General features: G+C 55.8%; 23 protein-coding genes. 3 read left to right on the plus strand and 20 right to left on the minus strand.

Annotated elements, in window-relative coordinates:
* Positions 1 to 4: 4 nt before the first annotated feature.
* Positions 5 to 3232 (plus strand): VCBS repeat-containing protein, encoded by a 3228-nt coding sequence (locus IEN85_RS23660; RefSeq protein ID WP_191619593.1) that lies wholly within the window; start codon positions 5 to 7, stop codon positions 3230 to 3232.
* Between the two features lie 87 nt (positions 3233 to 3319).
* Here the strand turns inward: IEN85_RS23660 and dprA are convergent, their stop codons facing one another.
* The 4 genes from dprA to IEN85_RS23680 form a co-directional block, all read right to left on the minus strand.
* The gene (gene dprA / locus IEN85_RS23665) at positions 3320 to 4450 is read right to left on the minus strand and encodes a DNA-processing protein DprA (protein ID WP_191619594.1); all 1131 of its coding nucleotides are present in this window, start codon (positions 4448 to 4450) and stop codon (positions 3320 to 3322) included.
* Positions 4451 to 4666: 216 nt separating this feature from the next.
* Positions 4667 to 6214, minus strand: a complete 1548-nt coding sequence (locus IEN85_RS23670) for an NAD(P)H-hydrate dehydratase (protein ID WP_191619595.1) — start codon at positions 6212 to 6214, stop codon at positions 4667 to 4669.
* A 57-nt stretch (positions 6215 to 6271) separates the two neighbouring features.
* Complete coding sequence (acpS, locus tag IEN85_RS23675; protein ID WP_191619596.1) at positions 6272 to 6679, minus strand: holo-ACP synthase; 408 nt, start codon at positions 6677 to 6679, stop codon at positions 6272 to 6274.
* On the minus strand, positions 6680 to 7441 hold the full coding sequence (locus IEN85_RS23680; protein WP_191619597.1) for a pyridoxine 5'-phosphate synthase: 762 nt from the start codon (positions 7439 to 7441) through the stop codon (positions 6680 to 6682). It abuts the gene before it with no gap.
* 62 nt (positions 7442 to 7503) lie between these two features.
* Between IEN85_RS23680 and IEN85_RS23685 the strand changes: the two genes are divergently transcribed.
* A complete protein-coding gene (locus IEN85_RS23685; RefSeq protein ID WP_191619598.1) occupies positions 7504 to 8235 on the plus strand; it encodes a VC0807 family protein in 732 nt (243 codons plus the stop codon).
* 125 nt (positions 8236 to 8360) lie between these two features.
* Here the strand turns inward: IEN85_RS23685 and IEN85_RS23690 are convergent, their stop codons facing one another.
* On the minus strand, positions 8361 to 10274 hold the full coding sequence (locus tag IEN85_RS23690) for a DUF4914 family protein (RefSeq protein WP_191619599.1): 1914 nt from the start codon (positions 10272 to 10274) through the stop codon (positions 8361 to 8363).
* Positions 10275 to 10391: 117 nt separating this feature from the next.
* Between IEN85_RS23690 and IEN85_RS23695 the strand changes: the two genes are divergently transcribed.
* Positions 10392 to 11030, plus strand: coding sequence for a helix-turn-helix transcriptional regulator (locus tag IEN85_RS23695; protein ID WP_191619600.1), 639 nt, complete (start codon positions 10392 to 10394; stop codon positions 11028 to 11030).
* Between the two features lie 53 nt (positions 11031 to 11083).
* Here the strand turns inward: IEN85_RS23695 and IEN85_RS23700 are convergent, their stop codons facing one another.
* The 15 genes from IEN85_RS23700 to secY all read right to left on the minus strand — a co-directional run bounded on the left by IEN85_RS23700 (position 11084) and on the right by secY (position 24921).
* Positions 11084 to 11920 (minus strand): hypothetical protein, encoded by an 837-nt coding sequence (locus IEN85_RS23700; protein ID WP_191619601.1) that lies wholly within the window; start codon positions 11918 to 11920, stop codon positions 11084 to 11086.
* Between the two features lie 145 nt (positions 11921 to 12065).
* Entirely contained in the window at positions 12066 to 13367 is a 1302-nt protein-coding gene (locus IEN85_RS23705) for a citrate synthase (RefSeq protein WP_191619602.1), read from the minus strand.
* 162 nt (positions 13368 to 13529) lie between these two features.
* Positions 13530 to 14153, minus strand: coding sequence for an imidazole glycerol phosphate synthase subunit HisH (hisH, locus tag IEN85_RS23710; RefSeq protein ID WP_191619603.1), 624 nt, complete (start codon positions 14151 to 14153; stop codon positions 13530 to 13532).
* 71 nt (positions 14154 to 14224) lie between these two features.
* On the minus strand, positions 14225 to 14821 hold the full coding sequence (gene hisB / locus IEN85_RS23715; protein ID WP_191619604.1) for an imidazoleglycerol-phosphate dehydratase HisB: 597 nt from the start codon (positions 14819 to 14821) through the stop codon (positions 14225 to 14227).
* Complete coding sequence (gene hisC, locus IEN85_RS23720; RefSeq protein ID WP_191619605.1) at positions 14803 to 15897, minus strand: histidinol-phosphate transaminase; 1095 nt, start codon at positions 15895 to 15897, stop codon at positions 14803 to 14805. Before hisC ends, hisB begins: the two co-directional genes overlap by 19 nt.
* Complete coding sequence (gene hisD, locus IEN85_RS23725) at positions 15894 to 17189, minus strand: histidinol dehydrogenase (RefSeq protein WP_191619606.1); 1296 nt, start codon at positions 17187 to 17189, stop codon at positions 15894 to 15896. The genes hisC and hisD overlap by 4 nt, the downstream gene beginning before the upstream one ends.
* Positions 17190 to 17243: 54 nt before the next feature.
* Positions 17244 to 18020 (minus strand): hypothetical protein, encoded by a 777-nt coding sequence (locus IEN85_RS23730; RefSeq protein ID WP_191619607.1) that lies wholly within the window; start codon positions 18018 to 18020, stop codon positions 17244 to 17246.
* A 93-nt stretch (positions 18021 to 18113) separates the two neighbouring features.
* Positions 18114 to 19655 carry a glutamine-hydrolyzing GMP synthase gene (guaA, locus tag IEN85_RS23735; protein ID WP_191619608.1) on the minus strand — a complete coding sequence of 514 codons (1542 nt, stop codon included), beginning with the start codon at positions 19653 to 19655 and terminating at the stop codon, positions 18114 to 18116.
* Positions 19656 to 19721: 66 nt separating this feature from the next.
* Positions 19722 to 19955 carry a hydrogenase nickel incorporation protein HypA gene (locus IEN85_RS23740; RefSeq protein ID WP_191619609.1) on the minus strand — a complete coding sequence of 78 codons (234 nt, stop codon included), beginning with the start codon at positions 19953 to 19955 and terminating at the stop codon, positions 19722 to 19724.
* A gap of 92 nt (positions 19956 to 20047) precedes the next feature.
* Entirely contained in the window at positions 20048 to 20569 is a 522-nt protein-coding gene (gene rplQ, locus IEN85_RS23745; protein WP_191619610.1) for a 50S ribosomal protein L17, read from the minus strand.
* Positions 20570 to 20593: 24 nt separating this feature from the next.
* Entirely contained in the window at positions 20594 to 21595 is a 1002-nt protein-coding gene (locus tag IEN85_RS23750; RefSeq protein ID WP_191619611.1) for a DNA-directed RNA polymerase subunit alpha, read from the minus strand.
* A gap of 74 nt (positions 21596 to 21669) precedes the next feature.
* A complete protein-coding gene (rpsD, locus tag IEN85_RS23755; protein ID WP_191619612.1) occupies positions 21670 to 22281 on the minus strand; it encodes a 30S ribosomal protein S4 in 612 nt (203 codons plus the stop codon).
* A 44-nt stretch (positions 22282 to 22325) separates the two neighbouring features.
* Entirely contained in the window at positions 22326 to 22856 is a 531-nt protein-coding gene (gene rpsK, locus IEN85_RS23760) for a 30S ribosomal protein S11 (protein ID WP_343222581.1), read from the minus strand.
* A gap of 16 nt (positions 22857 to 22872) precedes the next feature.
* A complete protein-coding gene (rpsM, locus tag IEN85_RS23765; protein ID WP_191619613.1) occupies positions 22873 to 23244 on the minus strand; it encodes a 30S ribosomal protein S13 in 372 nt (123 codons plus the stop codon).
* 171 nt (positions 23245 to 23415) lie between these two features.
* Positions 23416 to 24921, minus strand: a complete 1506-nt coding sequence (gene secY, locus IEN85_RS23770; protein WP_191619614.1) for a preprotein translocase subunit SecY — start codon at positions 24919 to 24921, stop codon at positions 23416 to 23418.
* Positions 24922 to 24949: the final 28 nt, after the last annotated feature.

Here is a 24949-nt window from a genome sequence, read left to right on the forward strand (position 1 = left end):
AAAAATGTGTACCCCCAGCCGCACTGCGTCCTTTTGCCTCTCCCTGGCAATCGGTCTTTCGTCCCTCGCCCACGCGAGTTTCAAGATTCTAGAGGCAGAGAAAACCGGCCTCCACCTAGAGAACGAATACGATGACCCGCTAATGTGGAGCAGCCGCTTCCGCGAGTTTACCCTCGGAGCGGTCAGCGTCGGCATCGCTTCAGGCGATGTCAACGGCGACGGACGCCCTGACATTTATGCCGTGAGCAAAACCGGAGCCAACGGCCTGTACTTGCAAACGGATACGCCACTGGTCTTCGAGAACAAAGCTGCCGAAGCCGGAGTGCTCGGGAGCGACAACTGGGAAACGGGAGTTACCTTCGTAGACATCGACAACGACCAGGACCTAGACATTTACCTCTGCGTTTACGACGGCCCCAACCAGCTCTACATCAACGACGGAAAAGGCAGGTTTTCGGAGCAAGCCGCCGCGTTCGGGCTCGATCTCCACGACGCCAGCGTCATGGCAGCCTTCGCCGACTACGACCGCGACGGCGACTTAGACGTCTACCTTCAAACCAATATCCTGGATTTCGCTAAAAACACCAAAGGCAGCTCTGACTACCTGTACCGAAACAATGGAGACAACACCTTTACAGACGTCTCTGGCGAATCCGGAATTTGGGGACGTTCCCAGGGCCACAGCGCCACTTGGTGGGACTACAACAACGATGGATGGCCCGATCTCTACGTAGCCAACGACTTCGAAACACCAGATCGCTTCTACAAGAACAACGGAGACGGAACCTTCTCCGACGCCATCGAGGAACTCGTCCCCCTCACCACCTTCTTTTCCATGGGAGCCGACCTGGGCGATCTCAACAACGACGGGTGGATGGACTTCATGGTCGCCGACATGGAAGCAGCCGACCACTACAAGGACATGACCGGCATGGAAGAGCGAAGCCGCGGCATCTGGGACACGGAGGCCGTCTTCGAGCTCACACCGCAATACGCACGCAACGCCATCTACCTCAACTCCGGTCTCGATCGCTTCCAGGAAGCGGCCTACCTCTTCGGCGTTCCCGGTACCAACTGGACCTGGTCGGTCAAGCTGCGCGATCTGGATAACGACGGATGGCTCGACCTCTACATCACCAACGGCATGGTGCGGAACCTCATCGACGCCGACCTTGTGGACCGCCAAAACACCGCCCGCTCCCTCGCCCACCGCGCCCTCGTGGTCCGAAACAGCGATCCTCTTGACGAGAGAAACTTCGCCTTTCGCAACACTGGCGACCTCGGCTTCGAAGACGTCAGCTCAGCATGGAACCTAGACCAAGCGAGCGTCGCTTTCGGTAGCACCATTTGCGACTTCGACCGCGACGGCAAACTCGACATCGCCTACGTCGGCATGGATCAAGCAATCACGCTGGCTCACAATCAGCTCGCCCCCTCCCAAAACTCGCTGAGCCTACGACTCAAGGGAACCGTATCCAACTCATGGGGACTGGGAGCAAGCGTCACGCTCCACACAAAAAGCGGTCAACAACTTCGCCAACTTCACCTCGCACGAGGAATAGTGTCCTCCGATGAGCCACTCATACATTTCGGGCTGGGCGATGCCTCCCAAGCAGATCGGATCGAAATCCAATGGCCCAGCGGACATAGGCAAAAACTGGAAAACGTCGCTGCGAACCAACTACTGGAGGTCGAAGAACCGGCGACCCAATCGCAAGAGTTTCCAACAACCACGCCCTCAAAAACAGTTTTCCAGGAACGACCAGACCTCGCCGCCAAGTGGCCCCAGCACCGGCAAACCGACACGGGCGAATTCAACCGAGCGTCCCTGCTGCCAAGGCTCGTAGGCGAAAACGGGCCAGCCCTCGCCCAAGGCGACCTAGACGGCGACGGCCACGACGACCTCTACCTAGGAGGCGGCTTCGCTCAATCAGGCACCATCGTCTACTCGCCCCCAAACGGCGAACTCCACAAAGCAGTCCCTCTCGGCCAAGACGAAACGGCAGAAGACATCGCCGCAGCCATCTTCGACGCGAACAACGACCGGAAGAACGACTTGCTCGTCATTAGCGGCGGAGCTCCTCGCCCAGGCATCGAACAGTTCTCAGACCGGCTGTATCTAAACAATGGAGACGGAACCTTCAGCAGGGCGGGCGACGAGATTTGGCCAGCCGACAAAACGAGCGACAGCAGCCTTGCCGTAGCGGATTACGATAAGGACGGCGACGTAGACGTTTTCGTAGGAGGATACACAACTCCCGAAAGCTACCCCTTCGCTCACGCAAGCCGCTTGCTGCGCAACGATGCCGGCAAGTTCGTCGACGTGACGGGTTCGACAAGATTAGGACAGCAGTCGCTTGGGCTCGTGACGGGATCCGCTTGGGTAAACCTCGACGACGAGCAAACGCTTGAGCTCGCCGTGCTTAGCGAATGGAGCCACCTGCGCATCTTCAAGTTTGATGGAGCCCGATTCGTCGACGTTTCCGCCCAGTTCGGATTCACGGAACGAAGCGGCATCTGGAAAAGCCTGAGGACAAGCGACCTCAACAACGACGGGCGACCCGACTTCGTCGTGGGCAACCTTGGACTCAACACGAAGTACAAGGCAAGCGAGGCCGCACCCGCCACACTCTTTGCTGGCGATATCGACAGCAATGGAAAAAACCACCTCATCGAGGCTTACTACGAAAACGGTAAGCTCTTCCCCCTGCGCGGACGGAGCAAACTAAACTATGCCTTCCCTTGGATAAAAGAGGCCTTCCCGAAATTCGATAGTTTCGCAAAAGCTGAGGTGATCGACATATTCGGCAAGGAACGACTCTCACGAGCTCGCAAGTTCGAAGCGATCGAACTGCAAAGCGGAGCTTGGGTTTCAAGTCCAAATGGAAGCTACCGGTTCCTTCCCTTCCCCAGAGCCGCTCAACTGGCTCCAACCATGGGAATCGTAGCTGGCGATTGGAACAACGACACTATTGTCGACCTCGTGCTCGCCCAAAACTTCTACGGCCAAGAGGCCAGCACCGGCCGTCTCACCGGTTCGCTGGGCGCCACGCTCGTTGGAAACGGAGACGGAACCTTCGAAGTGATGCATCCCTCAAAAAGCGGCCTGAAGCTTCCCGGCAACCAAAGAGTAATCACCAGCAGCGACCTCGACGGCGACGGCAAAGCGGAAGTCATCGCCACCGAAAACGGCGGTCCCGTCCGCATTTTCAGCTCAAACAAAGCAGAATAAAACCTTTCAACCTTCCCACTGGTGGACCGGCGCGCTTGCGCGGGCGGCAATTCCGTTCGAGCAATGTGCACACGTCGCTCTCCCCACTCAGCGTACCGCCAGCTCAAATCTTCCGTCGAGCCGCTTAGCAACCACCCCCCGCAACTCCATCGTCATCAAGAGTACCGACGTTTCGGATACGCTCCTTTCAAGCTTATCGCCCAAATCCTCAAGCGACAGAGACTCGCCGCCGGAGAGCAGTTTCGCAACCAACGCCTCTTCTCCCTGCAAAGGCGACAGACGCATTTCCGATTCTAGACTCGATTCCCCCGTTTCGAGGTCCGGAACTAGCTGCAGGTGAGCGAGCTCCTCTAGCAAGTCGTCGACAGAACGCAGCAGCACCGCGCCGTCCCTTATCAACTGATGGCTACCCTTGCTCGCCTTCTGGTCAATGCGCCCCGGTATGGCGCAGACCAACCGGCCTTGCTCGCCCGCGAATCGCGCCGTGATCATGGATCCTCCCGAGTCATCCGACTCCACTACAATCACGGCATGCGACATCCCGCTCACCACGCGATTGCGCATCGGAAAGGTCTGCCGATCCGCCCGACGCCCAAACGGGAACTCCGAAACGACCGCTCCATTCACTTGTGCCTCTCGGAAAAGATCCACGTTCTCCGGCGGATACACGATATCAATGCCGCAGCCAAAAACGCAGACAGTCGCGCCCCCTTCCACCTCCAGAGCGCCTTTGTGCGCATAGGTATCAATTCCTCGGGCCATCCCACTGGTCACACAGAAACCGAGTTGGGCGAGTTCTTTGGCAAAACGCTGCGTAACGCTTTGTCCGTAGAGAGTACAATTTCGAGTGCCAACGATAGCGATAGACGGTTTCTTGAAATCGTATTTGCCAAGTCGATACAGTCCGATCGGAGGATCGGAAATCTCCTTCAACAAGGGAGGATAGTCCTCGTCTTCGCATGAAACGAAATCGACCCCACGCCGTTCCGCCTGAGCCATCTCACGCTCCAAGTTGAAGTGTCTCGGCCAATCCAGCAGCACGTCGACCGCTTTTCGCTGCAAGCCTTTGATCGATTCGAGTTCTGGACGCGAAGCAGTCAACGCGCGACAAGGGTCGCCTGAAAACGCGGCTAGCAAACGATTGAGCGACACTGGCCCAATCGCAGGCAGCCCGTTTAAGGCCCAGAAGGCCTGCCTACGGGAGAGTTGGAGTTCCATACCCGCTCACATTGGAAGGACTCGAAAGGAAAGTCCAACAAGTCTGTATACGATCCTCCCAAAACAGGAACAAGATGCGAAGCTCAAGACACCGAGAAGTCGCCAGCGACTCGCCTCTCGCCGGTCAGGGGCGAGAATGACTCGGGCTCTCGTGTGGAAAAATTGACAAGCGCACTCAGTCTAGCAACGTCCGACCTTGAATACAGGACAAGGGGATCAGCCCTTCGTTCGCAACGCGCGGCCAAGATATCCTAGGAGATCGGTCGTGCGCACCGCCACCTGGCCCCGGTCTACTGCCAACAAGTCAGCCGCCTTCCCGTGCCAATACACCGCGCGGCACGCGCACTCCAAGGTGGGACAAGCCCCCTGAGCCAACAAACCAGCGATCAGGCCCGCCAAAATGTCTCCACTGCCACCACGCGCCAAGACTGCATTTCCGCTGGAATTCACGCAAAGAGTCGATCCATCCAATATACGCGTATTCGGTCCCTTCTTCACCACTACAACCCCCTGGGCTTTTGCATAGGCCGACACTTCAGTATCCAAAGAACTACTACAACCACTCAAACGCATAAATTCGCCGTCGTGCGGGCTCACAACGATGTCCGTATTTCCAGATTCACGAAAAGCCCGCACCACCTCGGGACGCAACGCATCGGCATCCAGTACCGCGGGAGCATCCCAAACCTTTCCAACGTCACCCATGAGAGCCAGCGTTTCCGCTTCACTCCCCATCCCAGGCCCAAGCAAGAGGGCGCTAGCCTTGCCTGCCATCGCCTTGACCTGCCAAAGCCCTTCGAGAGCGAGGCCGCCTTCGGGCGTTTCCGGCCAAGTCCTCCACATCGCCTCCGGCAACTGGCAAGCGAGCTGCGAGACGATCGATTCCGGAGCAAACACGGTCACCAAGCCCACTCCACTTTGCAAAGCGGCTTTCACCGACATAGCTAAAGCTCCTGGCATGCTCCGAGATCCCGCGAGAATTGCAAGATGACCAAACTGACGTTTCTCGCTCGCTGCGGGACGCGGAGCCCTCAAGCGATCCAGTATCGAATCTGTCACTACAACGGATTGCGACGCAACAGACTCGCTGGTATCGAAAAAACCGATATCAAGGTAGCGAGCCATGCCCACCGCCGAGCTGGTAAGCAGTGGCTCCTTGAAGATTCCTGTGGCAAACGTGACATCCGCCTGAAAGGGTGTCTCGTCCGACTCGTCTCCCACTCCAGAGGGCAAGTCCACGGCAGATCGAAAGCGAATCGTATCAGAGGCATTGACTGCGTCAATCACCCTGCGAACGCCATTTCTCAATGGGGGACGAAACTGCATCCCGAGCAATCCGTCCAACGCGATATCGTAGGAATCGCTCAAAACGTCCTGCAAGCGGCCTTCATTCGGTCGTTCAACGATTCGCAACTTGCAAAGTCCCTCCAACATTTTGAACGCCCGCAAGGTGTGAGGTTTCAGGTCTCCACGCGAGGTTGGGATAAGCAAGGTCGCCTCTTCCACACGGCCTGGCAAACGAGCCATCTCGCAAAAAGCGAGCAGCGCGTCGCCCCCATTGTGCCCCTTTCCGATCAATCCGAGCAAGCGCAGTCCGTTTTGAGGGAAGCCAGTCATGGAATAGGCCTTCAGCAGAGCTAGCCCCAAAGCGGTCCCCGCACGGTTCATCGCCTCCCATGAAGCCTCCTCGCCGATCAACAAACGCTCCTCCAGAGCGAGCGAATCCCTACAGCTCAATACCGGGTGAAAAAAATGCGAGGCCATGACGGCTAACAAGTTGGCAGACTTAATCGCAGGGAGCGAGCCTACTTCGATTCTTCCTCATCCAATAACGGCCGCGAATGCGATTGCGGAGTCTTCGGTGTGAGAGAGGCTAATCGAAACGTGATTTCCTCCCACCTGAGAAAGGAGCGCTTTACCCAATGCGTCGAGCTCGACTTCAGGCTGTCCCCGCTCTCCGGATACAACTCCAATTGACTTCCAGTTCAAATGTTCGCCAATCCCAGTCGTAAATGCCTTTGCGACCGCCTCCTTCGCCGCGAATCGAGCCGCGTAGCGCTCGCTTGGGTCTTTAAATTTAGAGCAGTACGCCAGCTCTGCAGGCGTGTAAACGCGCTCAAGAAAGCGGTCTCCTTGCCGTTCAATTAAATCGCGAATCCGGGAAACGGATACGATATCGACTCCGATTCCCAATACAGGGCCCTTGAACGGCAAGCTGATCGCGTCCATTTACGCTCCCGCCATCAAGGCCTTCATCTCGCGTACCGCTTCGTCGATACCGAAAAACAGAGCGCGACTGATAATACTGTGACCGATATTTAGCTCGTGAAGGAATGGTATGGTAATGACTTCGCTCACGTTCACATAATTGATACCGTGGCCTGCGTTGACGATAAGCCCCAATTCGTCGGCTAGCCTGGCCCCTTCCACCAGCCGGTCGTATTCAGCCTGCCGCTCGCTCGCCATGTAATAAGCATTTGCATAGGCGCCGGTATGCAGCTCGATGTACTTCGCTCCCGCTTTGGCGGACGCCTGGATCTGCTCGGGAACCGGGTCGATGAAGAGGCTGGACTCGATGCCAGCGTCGGCCGCCGCCTTCACGATACGCTCGATCCGATCGAATTGGCCCGCAACCTCCAGCCCTCCTTCCGTCGTCACTTCCTCGCGACTTTCCGGCACCACGCAAATCGTTTCCGGCACCACCTCGAGAGCAAAAGCCAACATCTCGTCCGTGGCCGCCATTTCCATGTTCAGACGAGTCGCGATGCAGTCCCGCAAGCGGCGCACGTCCGCTTGCTGGATATGGCGGGCATCCTCCCGCGGGTGAACCGTGATCCCCTGGGCGCCCGCCTTTTCGCAAAGCAAGGCGACCGTGATCGGATCAGGTTCGACGAACTGGCCGCAGCCTCTTGGGCTGTCCTTGTATCGTGCTTGGCGGACGGTGGCGACATGGTCGATGTTGACGCCGAGGAGGATGCTTTTACTAGACATATTCGTATTTTCCGCAAGGTATAGGAGCCGCCTACGCCTGACGCAATCAAAGCTTCCAAAGAATGAGCGACGCTCCCAACGCCACTGCCACCCCAAAAAAGCAAGAGAACTTCTTCGTTAACCTGCTCTGCAACTTGGCCCTCCCCATCATGGTGCTCAAGTACGCGAGCGGCGAAGATCGCTTGGGACCGGTAGTCGGCCTCATCGCTGCCCTCGCATTTCCCGTCGGCTATTTCTTCTACGACTTCGCCCAGCGCAAGAATTACAACATCATCTCGATCTTCGGCTTTCTCAATATCCTGCTCACAGGCGGCATCGGCCTGATGGAAGCAGAGCCCAAGTGGGTAGTGATCAAGGAGACAGCGATGCCGCTCATGATCGGGGTCTTGGTGCTCGCCACCGCGAAACGCAAAAACTCGCTCCTCAAGACCTTCCTCTTCAACGACCAAATCTTCGACGTGGAAAAGATCCAAAGCCATATCGATACCGACCAGAAACAGGCCGAGCTCGATTCGCAATTCAAGGTGGCGAACTGGTTGCTGGTATTCAGTTTTCTCGTCAGCGCCGCGCTCAATTTCATCCTCGCATCCATGATTGTGGAGAGCCCCGGCGGAACGGAGAGCTTCAACCAAGAAATCGCCACCTTGACCTGGGTTTCCTGGCTCGTGATCACAGCTCCCACCATGGCAATCCTCATCTATGCGCTTTGGCGACTCGTGAAGGGATTGAAAAAGCTCACCGGCCTCGACTTCGAAGGCCTCTTGCACGAGCACCATACGGCCAAGGCCAAGTAGGCTCGAGGAGCCGATCGCCCTGCCCTCGCCCATCGGCAACCGTCTGGACGCAGCAGCCTCCTAGGCGCAGAAAAAAGCAGCCACCGAGAACGGCGGCTGCTGACAAGAACGGAATCGGGACCTGGCTACCTCTTGCTAAGGCTTCCGTTACCGAGGAGAGCGTCGTAGTCTTCGACGGTGCCGCCATTCAAGCAGCATTCGATGATCTTCCGTCCGAGCGGGTCGAGATCCGGCGAATCGAAGTTCGCCAATTCGCTGCGGAAGAAGTCCTGAAGGATCTTTGCCCCCTGGTCGTAGGCTTCGACCCCGACCTCCGGTTGCTTCTCAACGTTGAAGTAGCGGGTTCCGATCTGGCGAGACTCCACCATGATGGAATCAGGATTCCAACCCAGCAGCGAACAGCGAGAGGCCTTTACCTGCTTTTCGCTGAACTTGGCGCCATTTCTTCTGGCCAGGTATTCGCGAGTGATCCACTGCGGCATGAAGCCCACCTTCCACGCTCCGATGTGCTGGTTCGGCATAAGGATATAGCTCACTTCCGGAGTGTTCACGATCTGCTGCAAGATGAGATTGGCTTGGTCTACCCGGCGTCCCGTTGCGAAGGGCCAGTAAGAGCCAACGCCCTCGGAGGACATTCCTCCCGTGTCCACGATGCTCGGATTGGCGTGGCCGCGCGGAGCGACGAGTCGCCAGAGCCAAGCGAGAGCTGGCGGAAGCACGTGGAACATGCCTATGATGCCATAGCTCGGATTATCGCTCGTACACGGAGGGCAACGCACCCCAAAGCTCCGAATATCCACTTCAACCGCTTCGTCTACGATATTGGGAATGGCGCTGCGAGGCACCACGACACGCGGATTCGGGCAGGGAGATCCTGGCTCGTCCTCGATGTGTTCCCAGATCAGAGCGGTGCTGTTCGGCTGGGCCTTGATGTTGAGGAAGAGCAAGTCCTCCGACGGGTGGATGCACATCGACTCCAGGTTCGGGTCCACGCCGTAACGATCGATGTGGTTGACCCGCAGGAACCAAGCGTCTTCCGCGTCCATGAGCCCCAACTTGCCGGTGCCATTGTCCAGGGACGGATGGCAGAGCGCCATGTCGTCGGTGACAGGACGCAAATCGCAAGCCTGAGGCAAGCTGATGGAACGACGGTCGCCGGTGACGAGGTTTTCGCCGAGCAGCAAAGAACCGTCCGGCTGGCGGTGCACCTGCTCCAAGAGCTCGCTCTTGCCGCCGCCGCTCGCTCCCTCGTGGGAGATAACCACGCGGCCGTCGTAGGGAGTTACGACCTCTACCGTTGAGCAATGCATGGTAATCCACTTCTCTTGCTCCCCTAGGGTGAGCAACACGCCGTAAATGCCCTTTTTGGCGCTTGGCCCCGGATAGAGGTTGTAGCTGAACAACTCGTGCATCCCGTCGAGCCGGTTGTGGACGACCACTTGCTTGCCGTCGAAATGGGTGTGCCTGAACGGCGGCGCCACGTATATGACCGCCTTGGGAGAAAAGCCTTCCGGAACGTCCTTGGGCTCGATCATACCTTGCAGGAGGGCGAGTCCCAAGGCAAAGAAACCGGCGTTGGCCGGAGCCACCACGATGGCGTCCATTCCCTTGCCAGGAAGCCCCGCGTTGAACGGGAATACCGCCAGCGGCTGGGTCTTCAGCCAATCAAAGGTGTCCCCCCGCAGGTCGTCAAAAGGCTTGCCGTAGCGCCCCTCGAAAGTCGGCTTGTCCGTGCGGCGTGCGTCACCGATCACCATGCAGTCGGGATCGCGGCGACGCATGTAGGGGTCCACATAGTTTGCAGCGATACCGTTGCTCACCCGGCAAACTCGGGCTTCCAGCACGTCGCCTCGACCAGGAACCTCGTAGGACACGTCGTGCCACCCCTGCTCGTCCGCGTCGCAAAGCGAGAGACGACGCAGGTCCGCCAAGGTTTCCGGAACCACTACCGAGGGAGCCTCCGAAAGGATCCTCTCTACCTCGGAAGGCAGTTCGAAATTGATTAAGGGATGGGTGAAGGGTGCGTTTTCTACTTTCATGATGAATTAAATATATCGTTATCTTTAATACACTATTTCTAACGCTCAGACTACGCAGATAACGCCAAGAACACGCATTTATTGACATCAACGTAAGAAACGAAGAATTTTTCGCATATGCCAAGGTACGCCCTGCAGTTGCTTCAGCGCCGTTTGGAGCGCACCCACCTGCTCGACCAGGCTGCTTCGGACGCTCGCATTCTCTTCCGCAAGCGGCTTCGCTTCGTGGCAAGAGACAACGCGAACAGCGATCCTGCGGGCGACGACGCGGCGCAGGTTGAGATGAAGGTAGGAGCCGTGCATCTCGGGTGGCTCAGCCTCAGCCCAGGACCGGGAGCTCTCGAGAGAGACGCCTACCGACGCTGGCTCAAACTGGTGGCGAACGATCTATCTGAGCACCTAAGCTCGCCCCACGGCCACGGGAGAGAAGTACTCCCATCGCGCATCGCGGAAGCGGCTCAGATAATTCGCGACCAGCACCAGGAGTCCCTGAGCTTGGGATACGTGGCTAATGCCGTTGGCCTAAGTCGCGAACGACTTTCGCGGCTGTTTCACGAATCGCTCGGGATTACGTTCTCCGAGTATCTCAACCACGCTCGGCTGGAAACCGCGCGAGCTCTGTTGACGGAAACGGATCGCAGCATAACGGACGTGGCCTTCGAAAGCGGATTCCAATCCCTGTCCCAATTTCATCGGCGATTCAGGACCTCAGAAAACAAAAGCCCATCGCAATACCGAATCGAGCAGCGTCCGTGATCTCAGCGATACGTTCATCAGGGCAAGCTCCGGCTTCTCCGTTTCCTGAACGCTCATTGCGTTTGTACTGCCTCCCCAGAGGGCATCCTTCGCACCAAGCCCGACAGATTGGTCGCGATCGGTTCGCCGCCTTGGGTGAAAAGAAAGACTTTCAGGTCAATGTTGCTCAAAAGCTGTTCTGGCGTCATCACCTCGATGGATACCTCGTTGGGCACCCCTGCCTGCAAATCCCCCGTCATTTCGAGGCTCGGAACTTGGTACCGTCCGGAAATCGAACCTGAGTCGTCACGTTTGTCGAAACTCACCACCACTGCCGCGAACGTATCCTCGAAGTCGGTTTCCGGGACGATCTCGAAAGTCACGTAGATCGTATCAGCCATACGACTGCCCATCGACCCGATAGCGTCGCTCAACTGGCGACTCGCAGAACTCTCCTGGGAGAGCGACTGGCGAAATTCCTCCTTGCTCATACCTTGAGGCTGTCCTGACACCACAGGTTTATCGGTGGTGTCGATCTCGTCCATCTTGGCCTGAGCGTATTCGATGTCGGCATCGAGGGCGGCTTGCAGGGCTCCATCGCGCCGGAATTGGGCTCGATTCTCGAAAGATAGGTCTAGGTTCGCAATCTCAGCCCTGTGCGCAGTCGCTACGATCGTCTGCCGCAGCGAAACCGAGCCTTGGCCAAAACGGGTTCTCTTCACACCGGAACCCGTCTGAATCAAAAGCCGCTTCTTCGCGACTCCAAGCACCGGACACAGCTGCTTCTTGTGGACTTTATACGGAGCGACTCCCGTGAACACATAGCCGCTGGGAACGTCTTTCTGAGCCTGCGCGATAGCCACGAAACAGAGAGCGAACCAGCCGAGAAGGCTACGTCTGAAACAAAGCATTCTGCGAGGCTGACAAAGCAGAAGCGCAAACGCACCGTTCCGCTTCGCCTAACTGTAGGATGGGCGCGGGCTTTCGCAGCGAGCACGAAAAAGCGGCTCCTCGACAGAGGAGCCGCCCGATAAAGTGAGATACGCGGCAAGCGCCTTAGCCGCGGCGATTGTAGCTTTCCGGCAAGTCCCGCTCAACTTGACCTTGGTAGACCTGGCGAGGACGGTTGATCTTGCCCTTCGGAGCCGACGCGACCTCGTGCCAGTTTGCCACCCAACCTGGCATGCGGCCAATGGCGAACATGACCGTGAACATGTCGAGAGGAATTCCGATGGCTCGCATCATGATTCCGGAGTAGAAGTCAACGTTCGGGTACAGGTTACGGCTGATGAAGTAGTCGTCGTTGAGGGCTGCCTTCTCAAGATTTCGCGCGATCTCCAAACAGGGATCTTCGGTCCCGAGAGCTTCGAGCAAGCGCTCGCAGGCCTTGCCGATGATCTTAGCTCGCGGGTCGAAATTCTTGTAGACGCGGTGCCCGAAGCCCATGAGGCGCTTGCCGCTCTTGCCGCTCTTGGCTTGCTCGATGAATCGGCTGCCGTCGTCCCCTTCCGCGTGGATCGCTTCCAGCATCTTGATCACTCCCATGTTGGCGCCGCCGTGAAGCGGACCCCACAAGGCGCAAATGCCAGCAGTGACCGATGCGAAGAGATTAGCTCCGCTGGATCCAACCATGCGAACGGTTGAGGTTGAGCAGTTCTGCTCGTGGTCCGCGTGGAGGAGCAAAATGAGATCCAGAGCTTCCGCAACTTCCTTGGGCGCGTGGTATTCGTCGTTCGGGCTGGAGAACATGAGGTGCAAGAAGTTTTCCGCATAGCTCAGGTCCTTCTTCGGGTAGTTGATGGGGAGCCCATTGGAGATCCGGTAAGACATGGCCGCCACCGTCATCACCTTCGAGATGGCAGAGGCGCAGGAGCGGTCGAAATTCTCCAGGTCGAGCACGCGGTCGTTGGTAGAAAGCTCGGGGTAGTAGCTGCTCAAGGAGCCCATCATGGAAGTGAGGATGGACATGGGGTGAGCGGAAGGAGGAAACGCCTCGAATTGGCGCACCATGCGCGTGTCGATGTTGCAGGTCTTGATCAGCTCGCGCAGGAAGTCGTGGCGCTCTTCCTCAGTCGGCAGCTCTCCGTAGATGATGAGGTAGGAGGAATCGACGAAGTCGGACTTTTTGGCAACTTGCTCGATGGGGTAACCACGGTAACGAAGGATTCCCTTCTCCCCGTTGATGAAAGAGATTTCGCTCTGGCAAGACCCTGTGTTCCCAAAACCTTCGTCGTAGGTGATGTAACCGGTCTGGGCACGCAAGGTGCGCAGATCGATAGCTTTCTCGTTCGCGGTTCCCTCAATAATGGGAAATGCGAGTTCCTTATCGTCGATTTTGAGAATGGCCTTTTTGCTCATTGTCAGGCTGAAGTCAGTTTATGGATCTTGGCGGTAATAAGAATCGGGAAGTCCGATTTACGAAAACCCAACTAACTAGCCCTCTGAACCCTCCTTGTAAAGGGTGGGCTAGCCTGAAAAGAGATATTAGCTAAACTACAGCTTCTCAACAATTTCGCTAATCTAAGGGCATTGAGCCACAAAGTTGGCGTAGAGCTGCAATCCCTTGGCCTGACTCTTCTCCGGGTGGAACTGGCTGGCCATGAGCGAACCTACCGCTACCGAGCTGGCAAATTCGCCATCGTAGTCGGTGGTGGTCAACGCGATCGAGGGATCTTCCGGCAAGATATGATAGCTGTGCACGAAGTAGAAACGATCCTCTGCGGGGTCGAGTTCCGCCCAATACGGCGAGCCGGGCTGCACCAGTCTCGCGTGGTTCCACCCCATGTGCGGAATGGTCAAGCCCGGACGCGACTTGAAGCGAACCACCTTGCCCGGCAACACGCCAAGTCCGGTGACGTCGTCTTCCTCGGAGTGATCGAATAGCGCCTGCAACCCCAGGCATACTCCCATAAAGGGGCGCCCTTCCCTCACCCAAGCGTGAATAAGGTCGTCGAACTTTACGGCTTTCAAGCCATCCACGCAGTCGCGCAGCGCTCCCACTCCGGGCAGGATCAAGCCGTCCGCCTCCCCTACTTCTTCAGGGGTGGCTACAATTCGTGGCTTGGCTCCGATCTTTGCCAGCGCGTTCTCCACGCTGCGAAGATTACCCATACCGTAGTTAATGACCGCGATGTCTTTGCTCATGTTTTTTAAGCGGCTTGTCCTGAAGCGATGAGACAATCCCTCCAGCCTTCTCCCTTCAACCGTCAGCCCTTCTACAGCATTCCCTTGGTCGAGGGCAGACGACCTTTCATGCGCGGGTCGATCCGCGAAGCCGCGTCAATCGCGCGGGCCATACACTTGAAGATGCTCTCCACGATGTGGTGCGGCTCCTCTCCGTACTCGAGTTCGATGTGCAGGTTAGACCCAAGCGTATTCGAAAAGGCGCGACAGAATTCCTTGATCAGGATAATGTTGAAATCTCGAACGTAGTTGGTTGGCGAAACAACGTTGTACTGCAAGAACGGACGGTTCCCGAGGTCAATCGCTACACGCGTCAAACACTCGTCCATCGGCAGGATGAAGAAGCCGTAACGAGCAATTCCAGCCTTGTCTCCCAAGGCCTGCTTGAAGAGATCGCCCAAGACGATGCCGACATCCTCGACGGTGTGGTGATAATCCACATCAATGTCGCCTTCCGCCTTCACCGTTAGGTCAAACAAACCGTGACCGGCGAAAAGCGTGAGCATGTGATCGAAGAACGGAATGCCAGTATCGACGTTTGCAATACCGGTTCCGTCGATTTTCAGCTCCGCTTCGATCGAAGTCTCCTTCGTCGTGCGCTTGAGGGATGCTATGCGTTCTTCAGCCATTTTTGGATGGTTTCGCTCACTCGGAGCATTTGATCTTCGTCGCCCACACTGATTCTCAGGAAGGAGTCAGTCAAGGGGCTGGACGGAAAATAGCGGACAAGGATCTTGTTCGCCTTGAAAAACTCGAAGAGGTCCTGGGCGACCGCTGCTCCACTTTCACCCGCTGCATTCCGCGGCTCCACGAAGAGGAAATTCGATTGGGAGGGGTAGCAGAACCAACCCAGCTTCTCCCACTCCGCCCGGTAGTAATCGCGCGTGCGGCAGATCTTCGCAGCGACCGCCTTAAGGTAGCTCTGATCCTTCAGAGCGGCAAGTCCGCCCGCTTGCGAGAGTCGGTTCACGTTATAGCTGTCGCGAACTCGATCGAGGATTTCGACCACTTCCTTATCCGCGAGCGCATAGCCAAGACGCAAGCCTGCCAAGCCGTAAGACTTCGAAAACGTGCGCGTAACCACTAGGTTGCGATACTTCGCAAGCAGCTCCGTAGCATTCTCCTCGGCGAAGTCTGCGTAGGCCTCGTCCACAACCACGATTCCATCGAAACCTTCGATCACTCGCGAGAGATCCGCATTCGAAAAGCCAACTCCCGTCGGAGCATTCGGAGAAGTGATGAAGAGAATCTTGGCCTCGACTTTCTCCAATGCTTCAAACGGCAGCTCCATCGACCGGTCAAAGGGGACCTCTATCGTGCCCGTATCTTGGATACCGCAAAGAACCGGATACAAGGAATAACTGGGCAACAAATAGCTGGCAGGACTCTCGCTGGCAAAGGCGCGTACCAAGAGGTTTAGAACGTCATCGGAACCATTGCCAAAGATTACCTGCTCGGGCGTGACGCCATGAAGCTTAGCCGCTTCCTCGCGCAGCGCTTCGCTGCGCGGATCCGGATAGAGACGCAGGACATCTCCCATGGCTGCTTTAAGGGCCGCCTCCACCGCGGGACTGGGAGGATAAGGGTTTTCGTTGGTATTGATCTTAACCCAGCCATCGCCCTTGGGCTGAAAGCCAGGAGTATAGCCGTGCATTTTTTGGATATGCGGCAAGGCGTATCCAAAAGGTGAATTCGCCGCGCTCATCCCTCTTTCTCCAGTCGCGAGCTGACGGAACGACCGTGCGCCGCCAAGCCTTCCATGCGAGCAAAGGCATCGACGGTAGAAGCCGCCTTTCGCAAAGCTGACTTCGAGTAGCGAACAAGGCTAGAGCGACGCATGAAGTCGCTTATCTGCAAACCGCTGAAATGGCGCCCGGAACGGCCTGTCGGCAATTCATGGCTGGGGCCTGCGACAAAGTCTCCCAGAGCCGTAGCAGACCAGGCTCCCTGCATGACAGCTCCAGCTGTGGTGATCGACTTGATCAGCTTGTTGAACTGTTTCGGATCGACCTCGAGTTCCATGTGCTCAGGCGCGACGTAGTTCGCAACTGAGGCCGCTTCATCGTAGTCTTTAACCACGACCGAGAAGAATCCGTCCTTTAAGACGGACTTGATCGCATCCTTGCGCGGCAAGCTCTTGAGTTGCTCGCGAATAGCAGCACGAATCGCCTTAGTCTTCTCCTTGGAAAGGCTTACCAGGAAAATCTTTTCGCGGCCGGAACCGTGCTCGGCTTGAGCAAGCAGATCGGAGGCAACGAAGTCCGCGTCGGCGTGGTCGTCAGCAATCACCAGCAATTCGCTGGGGCCGGGCAGCAAGTCGACCCCGATCGTCCCATAGGCCTGGCGTTTGGCTTCCACCACGAAAGCGTTTCCCGGACCGTAAACCTTGAGCACTGGCTTGATTGACTCCGTTCCAAATGCAGCCGCGCCGATCGCCATGATACCGCCAAAACGATAGGCTTCAGTAACACCAGAAAAGTACATGGCGGCCAGACAGCCATCGTTGACCTGTCCGTCTCGCCCACAAGGCGTGAAGGCTACGATCTCCTCTACGCCGGCCAACTTGGCGAGAGCAGCCGTCATCACAACCGTCGAAACGAGGTCGCGCGGAATGTAGAGACCCACTCTTTCGAGCGGGTAGAAGCGTTCGCCGATGGTCGCACCATGAGCGTTCTTGGCAGTCCAAGACTGCGGCAAAGCGTGCTTGTGAAACTCGGTGACAGATGCCACCGCATCCTTGATCGCTTGGACGTCGCCCTTGGGCAAACGTCGCACCGCGGCCTTCATCTCGTCGCGGCTGATGGGGAAGGATTCAGGAGAGAGCGTAACCTTGTCGATTCGCTCGAGAGCCTTCGCTATGCCGGCATCTCCCTGCTCCCGGACTTCGCCGAGCACCGAGGAAACCGTATCCACAATCGACTGAGGAACCTCAGCTGATTTGCAGAAAGCGGAAAGCTTATCCCAAAAGGTACGTGAACTGTAGGCCAAGTCTGCCATGGCGACACTTTTGCTATGCGCCTTCACGCATGGCAAAGAGAAAGTTGCGTTCCCCTACTCTCCAACTTGCGGGACTCTGAAGCGCTGCAAATCCACCTCGAGGTTCACTTCCGCCTTGGAGTAGGAAATCTCCATCGTCGATTCCCCGTATTGCGAAACGTAAGTCACTAGGACCTTCTTGGGAAAACGAACTCCGTCGACTTCGATATCTCCCTCGTAGGTAAACACCATCCCTTTCGAGCTTTGCATGAACATCACTCGCCCGGTCTCCGGGTTGAAATAGCGGCGAAACCAAATCCCATCGCTGTAGACGTAGTTGAGGATGACGGCTTGCTTTCCACGAACCTTTCCCTTGCCAACGAACTCGATGCGGCCGTTGCGCGTTTTCGGAGCCTTCAAGAATCCAAGGCTGTCAGAGATGGTTGCCTCCAAGTTGCGCAACTCTTCGACGTCGTAGAAACTTAAGGTGTACGCGCCCGGCTCACGAAAGTTCTCCAGCTTTCTCCAAGCGCCGGTGGGAGCAAGCGTGGAAGTTTCACGGATACCACCGATGGAGGATATAAACTGGTAATATCCGGGCTTCTTCATCACCGACTCTACCGTCCCTGACATGCCGCCCGGCTGAACGAGCACCCCTTCGAAACGAACCGACTGAATGGCATTGAGCTTCGCATCGCCCCCCATGTACTCACGCCCAAGCGCCACCGTTTCCTTTATGATCTTTTCTTTTTCTGCGTCGGATAATTCCGAGGCTTTCTGGGCAAACGCGTTGCTGGAGAGGATTAGTAGAGTCGCGAAAAAAGCGACGGACTTGGGGAAGATACGATTCATATCAGGTAACGGGGCTGTAATTCTGTGGATGGAAAAACGGAGCAGGATCTCTCCCGCCCCGCAAAAGTCTATAGTAGTTTGGAAGCGGATACGCTATTCCCACTCGATGGTGCCGGGAGGCTTCGAGCTTAGGTCGTAAACGACGCGATTGACACCCTCAACTTCGTTGATGATACGCGTTGAGACGCGCTGCAGCACTTCGTACGGGACACGCGACCAGTCAGCGGTCATCGCATCCTTACTTTCGACGATCCGAAGGGCGATTACATTGTCATAGGTACGCTCGTCTCCCATCACCCCTACCGTGCGAACCGGCAGGAAGACGCAGAAGGACTGCCAAACCTTGTAGTAAAGTTCGGATTCCATCATCTCTTCGTGCAGCACCGCGTCCGCCTTGCGCAAGATGTCTAGATTACGCTTGTTGATTTCTCCCAAAACGCGCACGCCCAAGCCAGGGCCTGGGAAAGGCTGACGCCAGACAACTTCCTTAGGCAAACCAAGTGCCGTTCCAAGAGCGCGTACTTCGTCCTTGAAGAGCTCGCGGAGCGGCTCGAGCAGCTTAAACTTCATGCTCTTCGGCAAACCACCCACGTTGTGATGGCTCTTGATCGTCGCAGCAGGATTTCCATCGATCGAGATGCTTTCGATCACGTCAGGATACAGCGTTCCCTGCGCGAGAAACTTGGCGTCGCCTATACGCTTAAGCGAATCTTGGAAGACTTTGACAAAGGTCTTACCGATGATCTTACGCTTCTTTTCAGGATCCGTCACCCCTTTCAATGCAGCCAAGAACTTGGAGCCAGCCCGCGCGACGCGAACATCCATGTTGAAGTTCCGCTTGTAGAGATCGACCACCAACTCTCGCTCGTGCAAGCGAAGCAACCCGTTATCGACAAAGACGCAAGTCAACTGACGACCAATGGCCTTGTGTATCAGGGCAGCCGCTACGGACGAATCCACGCCACCACTCAAACCGAGCAATACGCGATCCTTACCAACGATCTTGCGAATATTCTCGATCGACTCCCGGGCCAGGTCAGCCATTGACCAGTCTCCCTTGCAACCGCAAATCTTGCGCAGGAAGTTCTCGAGGATATTGATACCGCCTTCGGAATGGTCCACTTCCGGGTGGAATTGGATACCGTAAATCTTTCGCTTCTCGTCAGAAATGGCGGCGAAACTGGAGTTCTCCGTCGAAGCGATCGCCGAGAAGCCGGTAGGCAACTTAGCCAAGCGGTCCCCGTGCGAATTCCAAACCCGAAGCTTGTTGGGCAAGCCACGGAAGAGGCTTCCCTTGCGCGAGACGGTCAAAGTTCCATGTCCATATTCACGCTCCTTGCTTTTCTCCACCTTTCCGTCGAGCAAATGAGCAATCAGCTGAACGCCATAACAGATACCAAGTACGGGAACTCCAATCGAGAAGATCTTCTTGTCGGCCTGAGGCGAATTCGGAGCGAGTACGCTGGATGGACCGCCAGAGAGGATAACTCCAATCACGCCGTCCTTCTGCAACTGCTTAGCGGAAGTCTTATAGGAGTAGATCTTCGAGTATACATTGCATTCGCGAATGCGACGGGCGATTACCTGGGTGTATTGTGATCCGAAATCGAGTACCGCTATGGTCTGGTGCTTCATGGTAAAGGTTAGGATTAAAGATACTGGCGGGGGCGCTTGTCACTCGTATTCAGCGGGCGCCTCAAGTTAAAAGGACAGTTCGAAGTTGTTGTATCCGCATTTTGGACATTGCTGCCCATCGGACACGTCTTTCTTGCGAATCGAATACAACTCGCCGCACTTCACGCAGTGAAAGACGCGGCGCTTGCGTCTGATATCGAACACTCTTTTCTCCCTCTTCTCATAATAGAACCACAGGCTGGCGATCGCGATCAGCGCAGAACCAGTGTAGAGTATGAGAAACCAAGTGAAGGGATGCACGAAAGTGTTAGGTTTTTAAAACGCGAAAATGCGTTCTTCGCGGAAGAACGCATTCTCAGGAAATAGGAAAGATTAGAATTTGGGAGGAGGCCTTACTTGGCTTCTTCTTCCTTCTTGGTCTCTTCTGCCGCTGGAGCTTCCGCTTCGGCTGCTGGAGCTTCTTCGGCTGAAGCTTCCGCTTCAGGAGCCGCTTCCTCAGCTGCTGGCTTTTCAGCCTTCTTAGCCTTAGGCTTGTTCTTCTTGCCGTAGCCTTCGTCGTCAGCGTCGATAAGCTCGATCAAAGCCATTTCAGCGGCGTCGCCACGGCGTGTGCCGATCTTGTAAATACGAGTGTAGCCACCGTTGCGATCCTTGAACTGCTCAACCTTTTCTTCGAACAACTCATGTACGACGTCTACGTCGCGAACGCGAGAGATCGCAATGCGGCGGTCATGCAGGGAGCCCTTCTTGGCAAGAGTAATGACCTTCTCTACGAATGGACGGAGCGCCTTTGCCTTCTTGAGGGTCGTCTTGATGCGGCCGCGCTGGATGAGCGCTGTTGAAAGATTGGCGAGGAGAGCTTCGCGGTGCTCCTTCTTTACGCCGAGTTGATTACGATGCTTGCGGTGACGCATGGCTGTCTGAGTGTAAGGTTACGTTTAGAGCTCCTTCTTGTTATCGAGGAGGCGTTCGTCAAATTTCATGCCAAGCGAGAGACCGAGGGACTCGAGCTTGTCTTTGATTTCATTGAGAGACTTCTTACCGAAGTTGCGGTACTTGAGCATCTCTTGTTCGCTCTTCATCGCGAGCTCACCAACGGTGGTGATATTCGCGTTGTTGAGGCAGTTCGCGGCGCGAACGGAAAGTTCGATTTCGTTGACGCTCATGTTGAGCAGCTTGCGGAGCTTGTTTTGCTCTTCGCTGACTTCGCCACCTTCGTCTTCGAACTCGTAGTTCTCGTCTGAAACGTTGTCGAAGACATCGAGGTGATGCTTCAGGATCGCACCTGCTTGCTTGAGAGCGTCGTCAGGCGTGATACGTCCATCGGTCCACACTTCCAGAAGAAGCTTGTCGTAATCGGTGATCTGACCGACACGAGTCGCTTCAACCGCGTACTTGACCAAGCTGACTGGGGAGAAGAGCGAGTCGATCGCGATCACTCCGATCGGATCTTCTTCGTCCTTGTTCTCGTCGCCTGGGCAATATCCGCGACCCACCTTGACTTCCAACTCAGCCGTAAATGGCATTTCGCGGTCGAGCGTGCAGATGATCTGGTCCGGATTGACGATTTCCACGTTGGAATCCGGTTGGATGTCCGCAGCGGTAATCGCACCCGAGCGATTGGTGTTGATCATCAACTTTACGCCTTCTCGCTTGTGGCAAACCAGAAGAACCTTCTTCAGGTTGAGAACGATATCGGTGATGTCCTCAACGATACCGTCCACACTCTGAAACTCGTGGCTAACCCCTTCGATCTTAACCGAAGCGATTGCTGCGCCCTCGATCGAGCTGAGGAGGACGCGACGCAGCGAATTGCCAATGGTATGCCCATAACCCGCTTCAAAGGGTTCAGCATGGAACATCGCATAAGTGGAAGAGGAGCCCTCTTCTACTTTAACAAGGCGGTTTGGCAGTTCGAACTTTCCAATACGTTTCGGCATGTTGCGTTATGGGCTACGGATGGGCTTAAAATTAGTTGGTCGGAGTGAAAATAATGGGATGAGTACAGTCGCGATTAGAAGCGGCTGTAGAACTCAACGATCAGCTGCTCGTTGATGCTTGGCTCGAGCTCTTCGCGAGTTGGCTCACGATTAACGACGCCACGGAATGCTTCGTCTTGACGCGTCATCCAATCAGGAACGTTGCGCATGCGGTTAGCCTCCATGTTGCGAGTAGCCAGCTGGCGGGAAGAGGTCGCGTTACGAACTTCGATCTCGTCGCCCACCTTTACTTGATAGCTGGGGATATCGACCTTCTTGCCGTTCACGCAGATATGTCCGTGGTTCACGAACTGACGAGCGGCCTTACGAGTCTTGGTGAAACCGAGGTCGTAAACGATACTGTCGAGCCGTGTCTCGAGGAGTTGCAGGAAGATAGTACCTGTAACGCCACGAGTTGCCTTTGCCTTGTCGAACGTACGGCGAAACTGCTTCTCCATCAGGCCGTACATGAAGCGAAGCTTTTGCTTCTCGCCGAGACCGATAGAGTACTCGGACTGCTTGCGACGGAGACGTGGTCCGTGCTGGCCAGGTGGGTAGTTGCGCTTTTCGAGAGACTTGGATGAGCCGAAAATGGGCTGTCCGAAACGTCGGCTGATCTTGGTAGTTGGTCCGGTATAGCGAGCCATGATCTTCTTAAATTTGAGAGTTCAGAGTTATCAGCGATCCGCGACTAGACGCGACGACGCTTAGGAGGACGGCAGCCGTTGTGAGGGATGGGTGTCGTGTCAGTGATCGAGGAGATCTCGAGACCGAGCGTTTGGAACGCGCGAATCGCGGAGTCACGACCCATTCCAGGTCCCTTGACTTCGATCATTACTTCCTTCAAACCGTGCGCCATCGCCGCCTTAGCAGCGTTTTGGGTGACGATCTGGGCAGCGTAAGCAGTGGACTTACGGGAACCACGAAAATTCATTTTACCAGCGCTGGCCCAAGAGATGGTGTTCCCCTTGAGGTCCGTAATGGTTACGATGGTATTGTTGAATGTGGCGCTGACCTTCGCGATGCCGGTAGTAATATTCTTACTACCCTTGGCCTTGCGAATCTTGAGCTCGCCGATCTCTTCCTTGAGGAGATCCTGAGCCGTTGGTTGCTTCTTGACACCACCAATGAGCTCTTCTTCGACAGGAGCTTCCGCCTCTGCACCTTCGGCAGCGACGTCCTTCGCTTCTTCTTCTTCAGCTTTTACTTGTTCTTCAGACATGACGTGATGTTCCTAATTATTTACGGAGCGAGCCCTGTGTCTTAACCTTGCCCTTGCGAGTACGAGCGTTCGTCTTGGTGCGTTGGCCGCGAACGGGCAAACCACGACGATGACGCAATCCACGGTAGCAGTTGATCGCCTGCAAGCGCTTCATGTTTCCGGTAAGCTCGCGACGGAGGTCACCTTCCACAACGTAATGAAGCTCTTGGATCTTGCTCATGATGGCATTGATCTGCTCCTCGTTCAGTTCCTTCGCACGCATGTCTGGATCGATTCCAGTTTCCGCGAGGATCGTCTTTGAACGTGTTGGTCCGATACCGTAAATGTAACGGAGAGAATATTCGAGCTTCTTATTAGCTGGAATGTCAACGCCTAGGATACGTGGCATAGTGTTCTAGCAAGTTATTGGTTTAAAAGTATTTGTGAAGAAGTGCCGTCGAAGCGAAAACGCTCCGGATTTGGCTATATCGCGGCGAAGGTTGAGCCAATTAAACGCGCAGGTTCTCTGCGATGAGAAAAAGGAGCAAGGAGATGGCCCTTCAGGCCACGAAAGTAAAGTTTAATTTGTATAAATCTGGATGAAATATGCAGCTAGCCCAACAGCGAAGATTGCAAGAACCGCAAAGTAGAGCTGTCCCACGTTCTTCAGTTCAGTCGCGCCACCAAGAGCGGCCTCCGAGCCCCGAGCTTGATTACGGCCACGAATGCGCCCCTTCTTGAGGAAGCCGTCATAGTGCCGTTGCAAAAGGTGCGTCTCGATTTGCTTCATCGTGTCGAGAGCGACGCCCACCGTGATAAGCATCCCGGTACCTCCAAAGAAAATGGCGACGCGCATCGGGATCTCGTAAAGGTACAGCAGCACATCTGGGAAAACCGTGATGACCGTGAGGAAAATTGCCCCCGCCAGCGTCAAGCGCGTCATAACAAAGTCGAGAAACTTGGCAGTTGGCTGCCCAGGACGAACGCCCGGGACATAACCTCCATACTTCTTGAGATCGTCAGCGATCTGAATGGGACGGAACATTACCGAAACCCAGAAGTAGCTGAAGAAGAGAATCATCAAGCCAAAGACGATGTAATAGGATGCGGATCCATGAGCGAGGTACATCGAGGCGTCCACCATCCACTGCAACTCCAAGGCCGCCCCGATCTGAGAGATGATCTGCTGCGGAAAGGACAGAAGAGCCGAGGCGAAGATAACCGGCATAACCCCTGCGTAGTTGACCTTCAGAGGCATGAAGGAGCTTTGACCTCCATAGACCTTGCGCCCTACAACACGCTTTGCGTACTGCACTGGGATCTTACGCATGGCCTGAATGACCGCCACGAGACCAGCCGTCACCACGATAAGCAAACCTGCCATCAAGAGGCCATGACCGAAGACGAGCTTCTTGACGCCTACTGGACCAAAAAACAGGTCATAGGTCGCCTGAGCGGCACCGGGCAAGTCGGCGATGATACCAATGGTGATGAGAATGGAGATACCGTTGCCGATACCCAGCTTGGTGATTTGTTCACCAATCCACATCAGCAGCACGACACCTGCAGTGAGAAAAACGGTGGAAGACAAAAGGAACCAAAACTTGTCCTCGATGATGATATCACCGTAGCCGTCCGTCGAAAAGCCCGGGAACAGAGTTCCAGGGTTCTGCAGACCCAATATCAACAACACACCTTGGACCGCCGCGATGATAACCGTTGCGTAACGCGTGTACTGGGATAGCTTTTGGCGCCCCGCCTCCCCTTCTTGCTGCAATCGAGCGAGAGCAGGAAAAACAGCTCCCATCAACTGGAAGATGATGGAAGCGGAAATGTATGGCATGATCCCCAAAGCGAAGATTGCGCCTCGCAAAAATGCGCCACCAGTGAACATGTTGTAAAGCCCCACCAGACTGCCGCCACCCGAAGCGGTTTGTTCGGCGAAATAGTCCTGCAACGGCTTCATGTCGAGGCCAGGGAGCGGGATGTTCGCGCCGATTCGGGCGATGAAAAGAAGAGAGAGCATCAGAAAGATTTTCTGACGAAGCTCTGGAATCTTCAGACAGTTGGTAAACGCAGATAGCATGCCTTGAGGAGTCGGGGATCAGTGCGAG

This window comes from Pelagicoccus enzymogenes (assembly GCF_014803405.1).
Classification (GTDB): domain Bacteria; phylum Verrucomicrobiota; class Verrucomicrobiia; order Opitutales; family Opitutaceae; genus Pelagicoccus; species Pelagicoccus enzymogenes.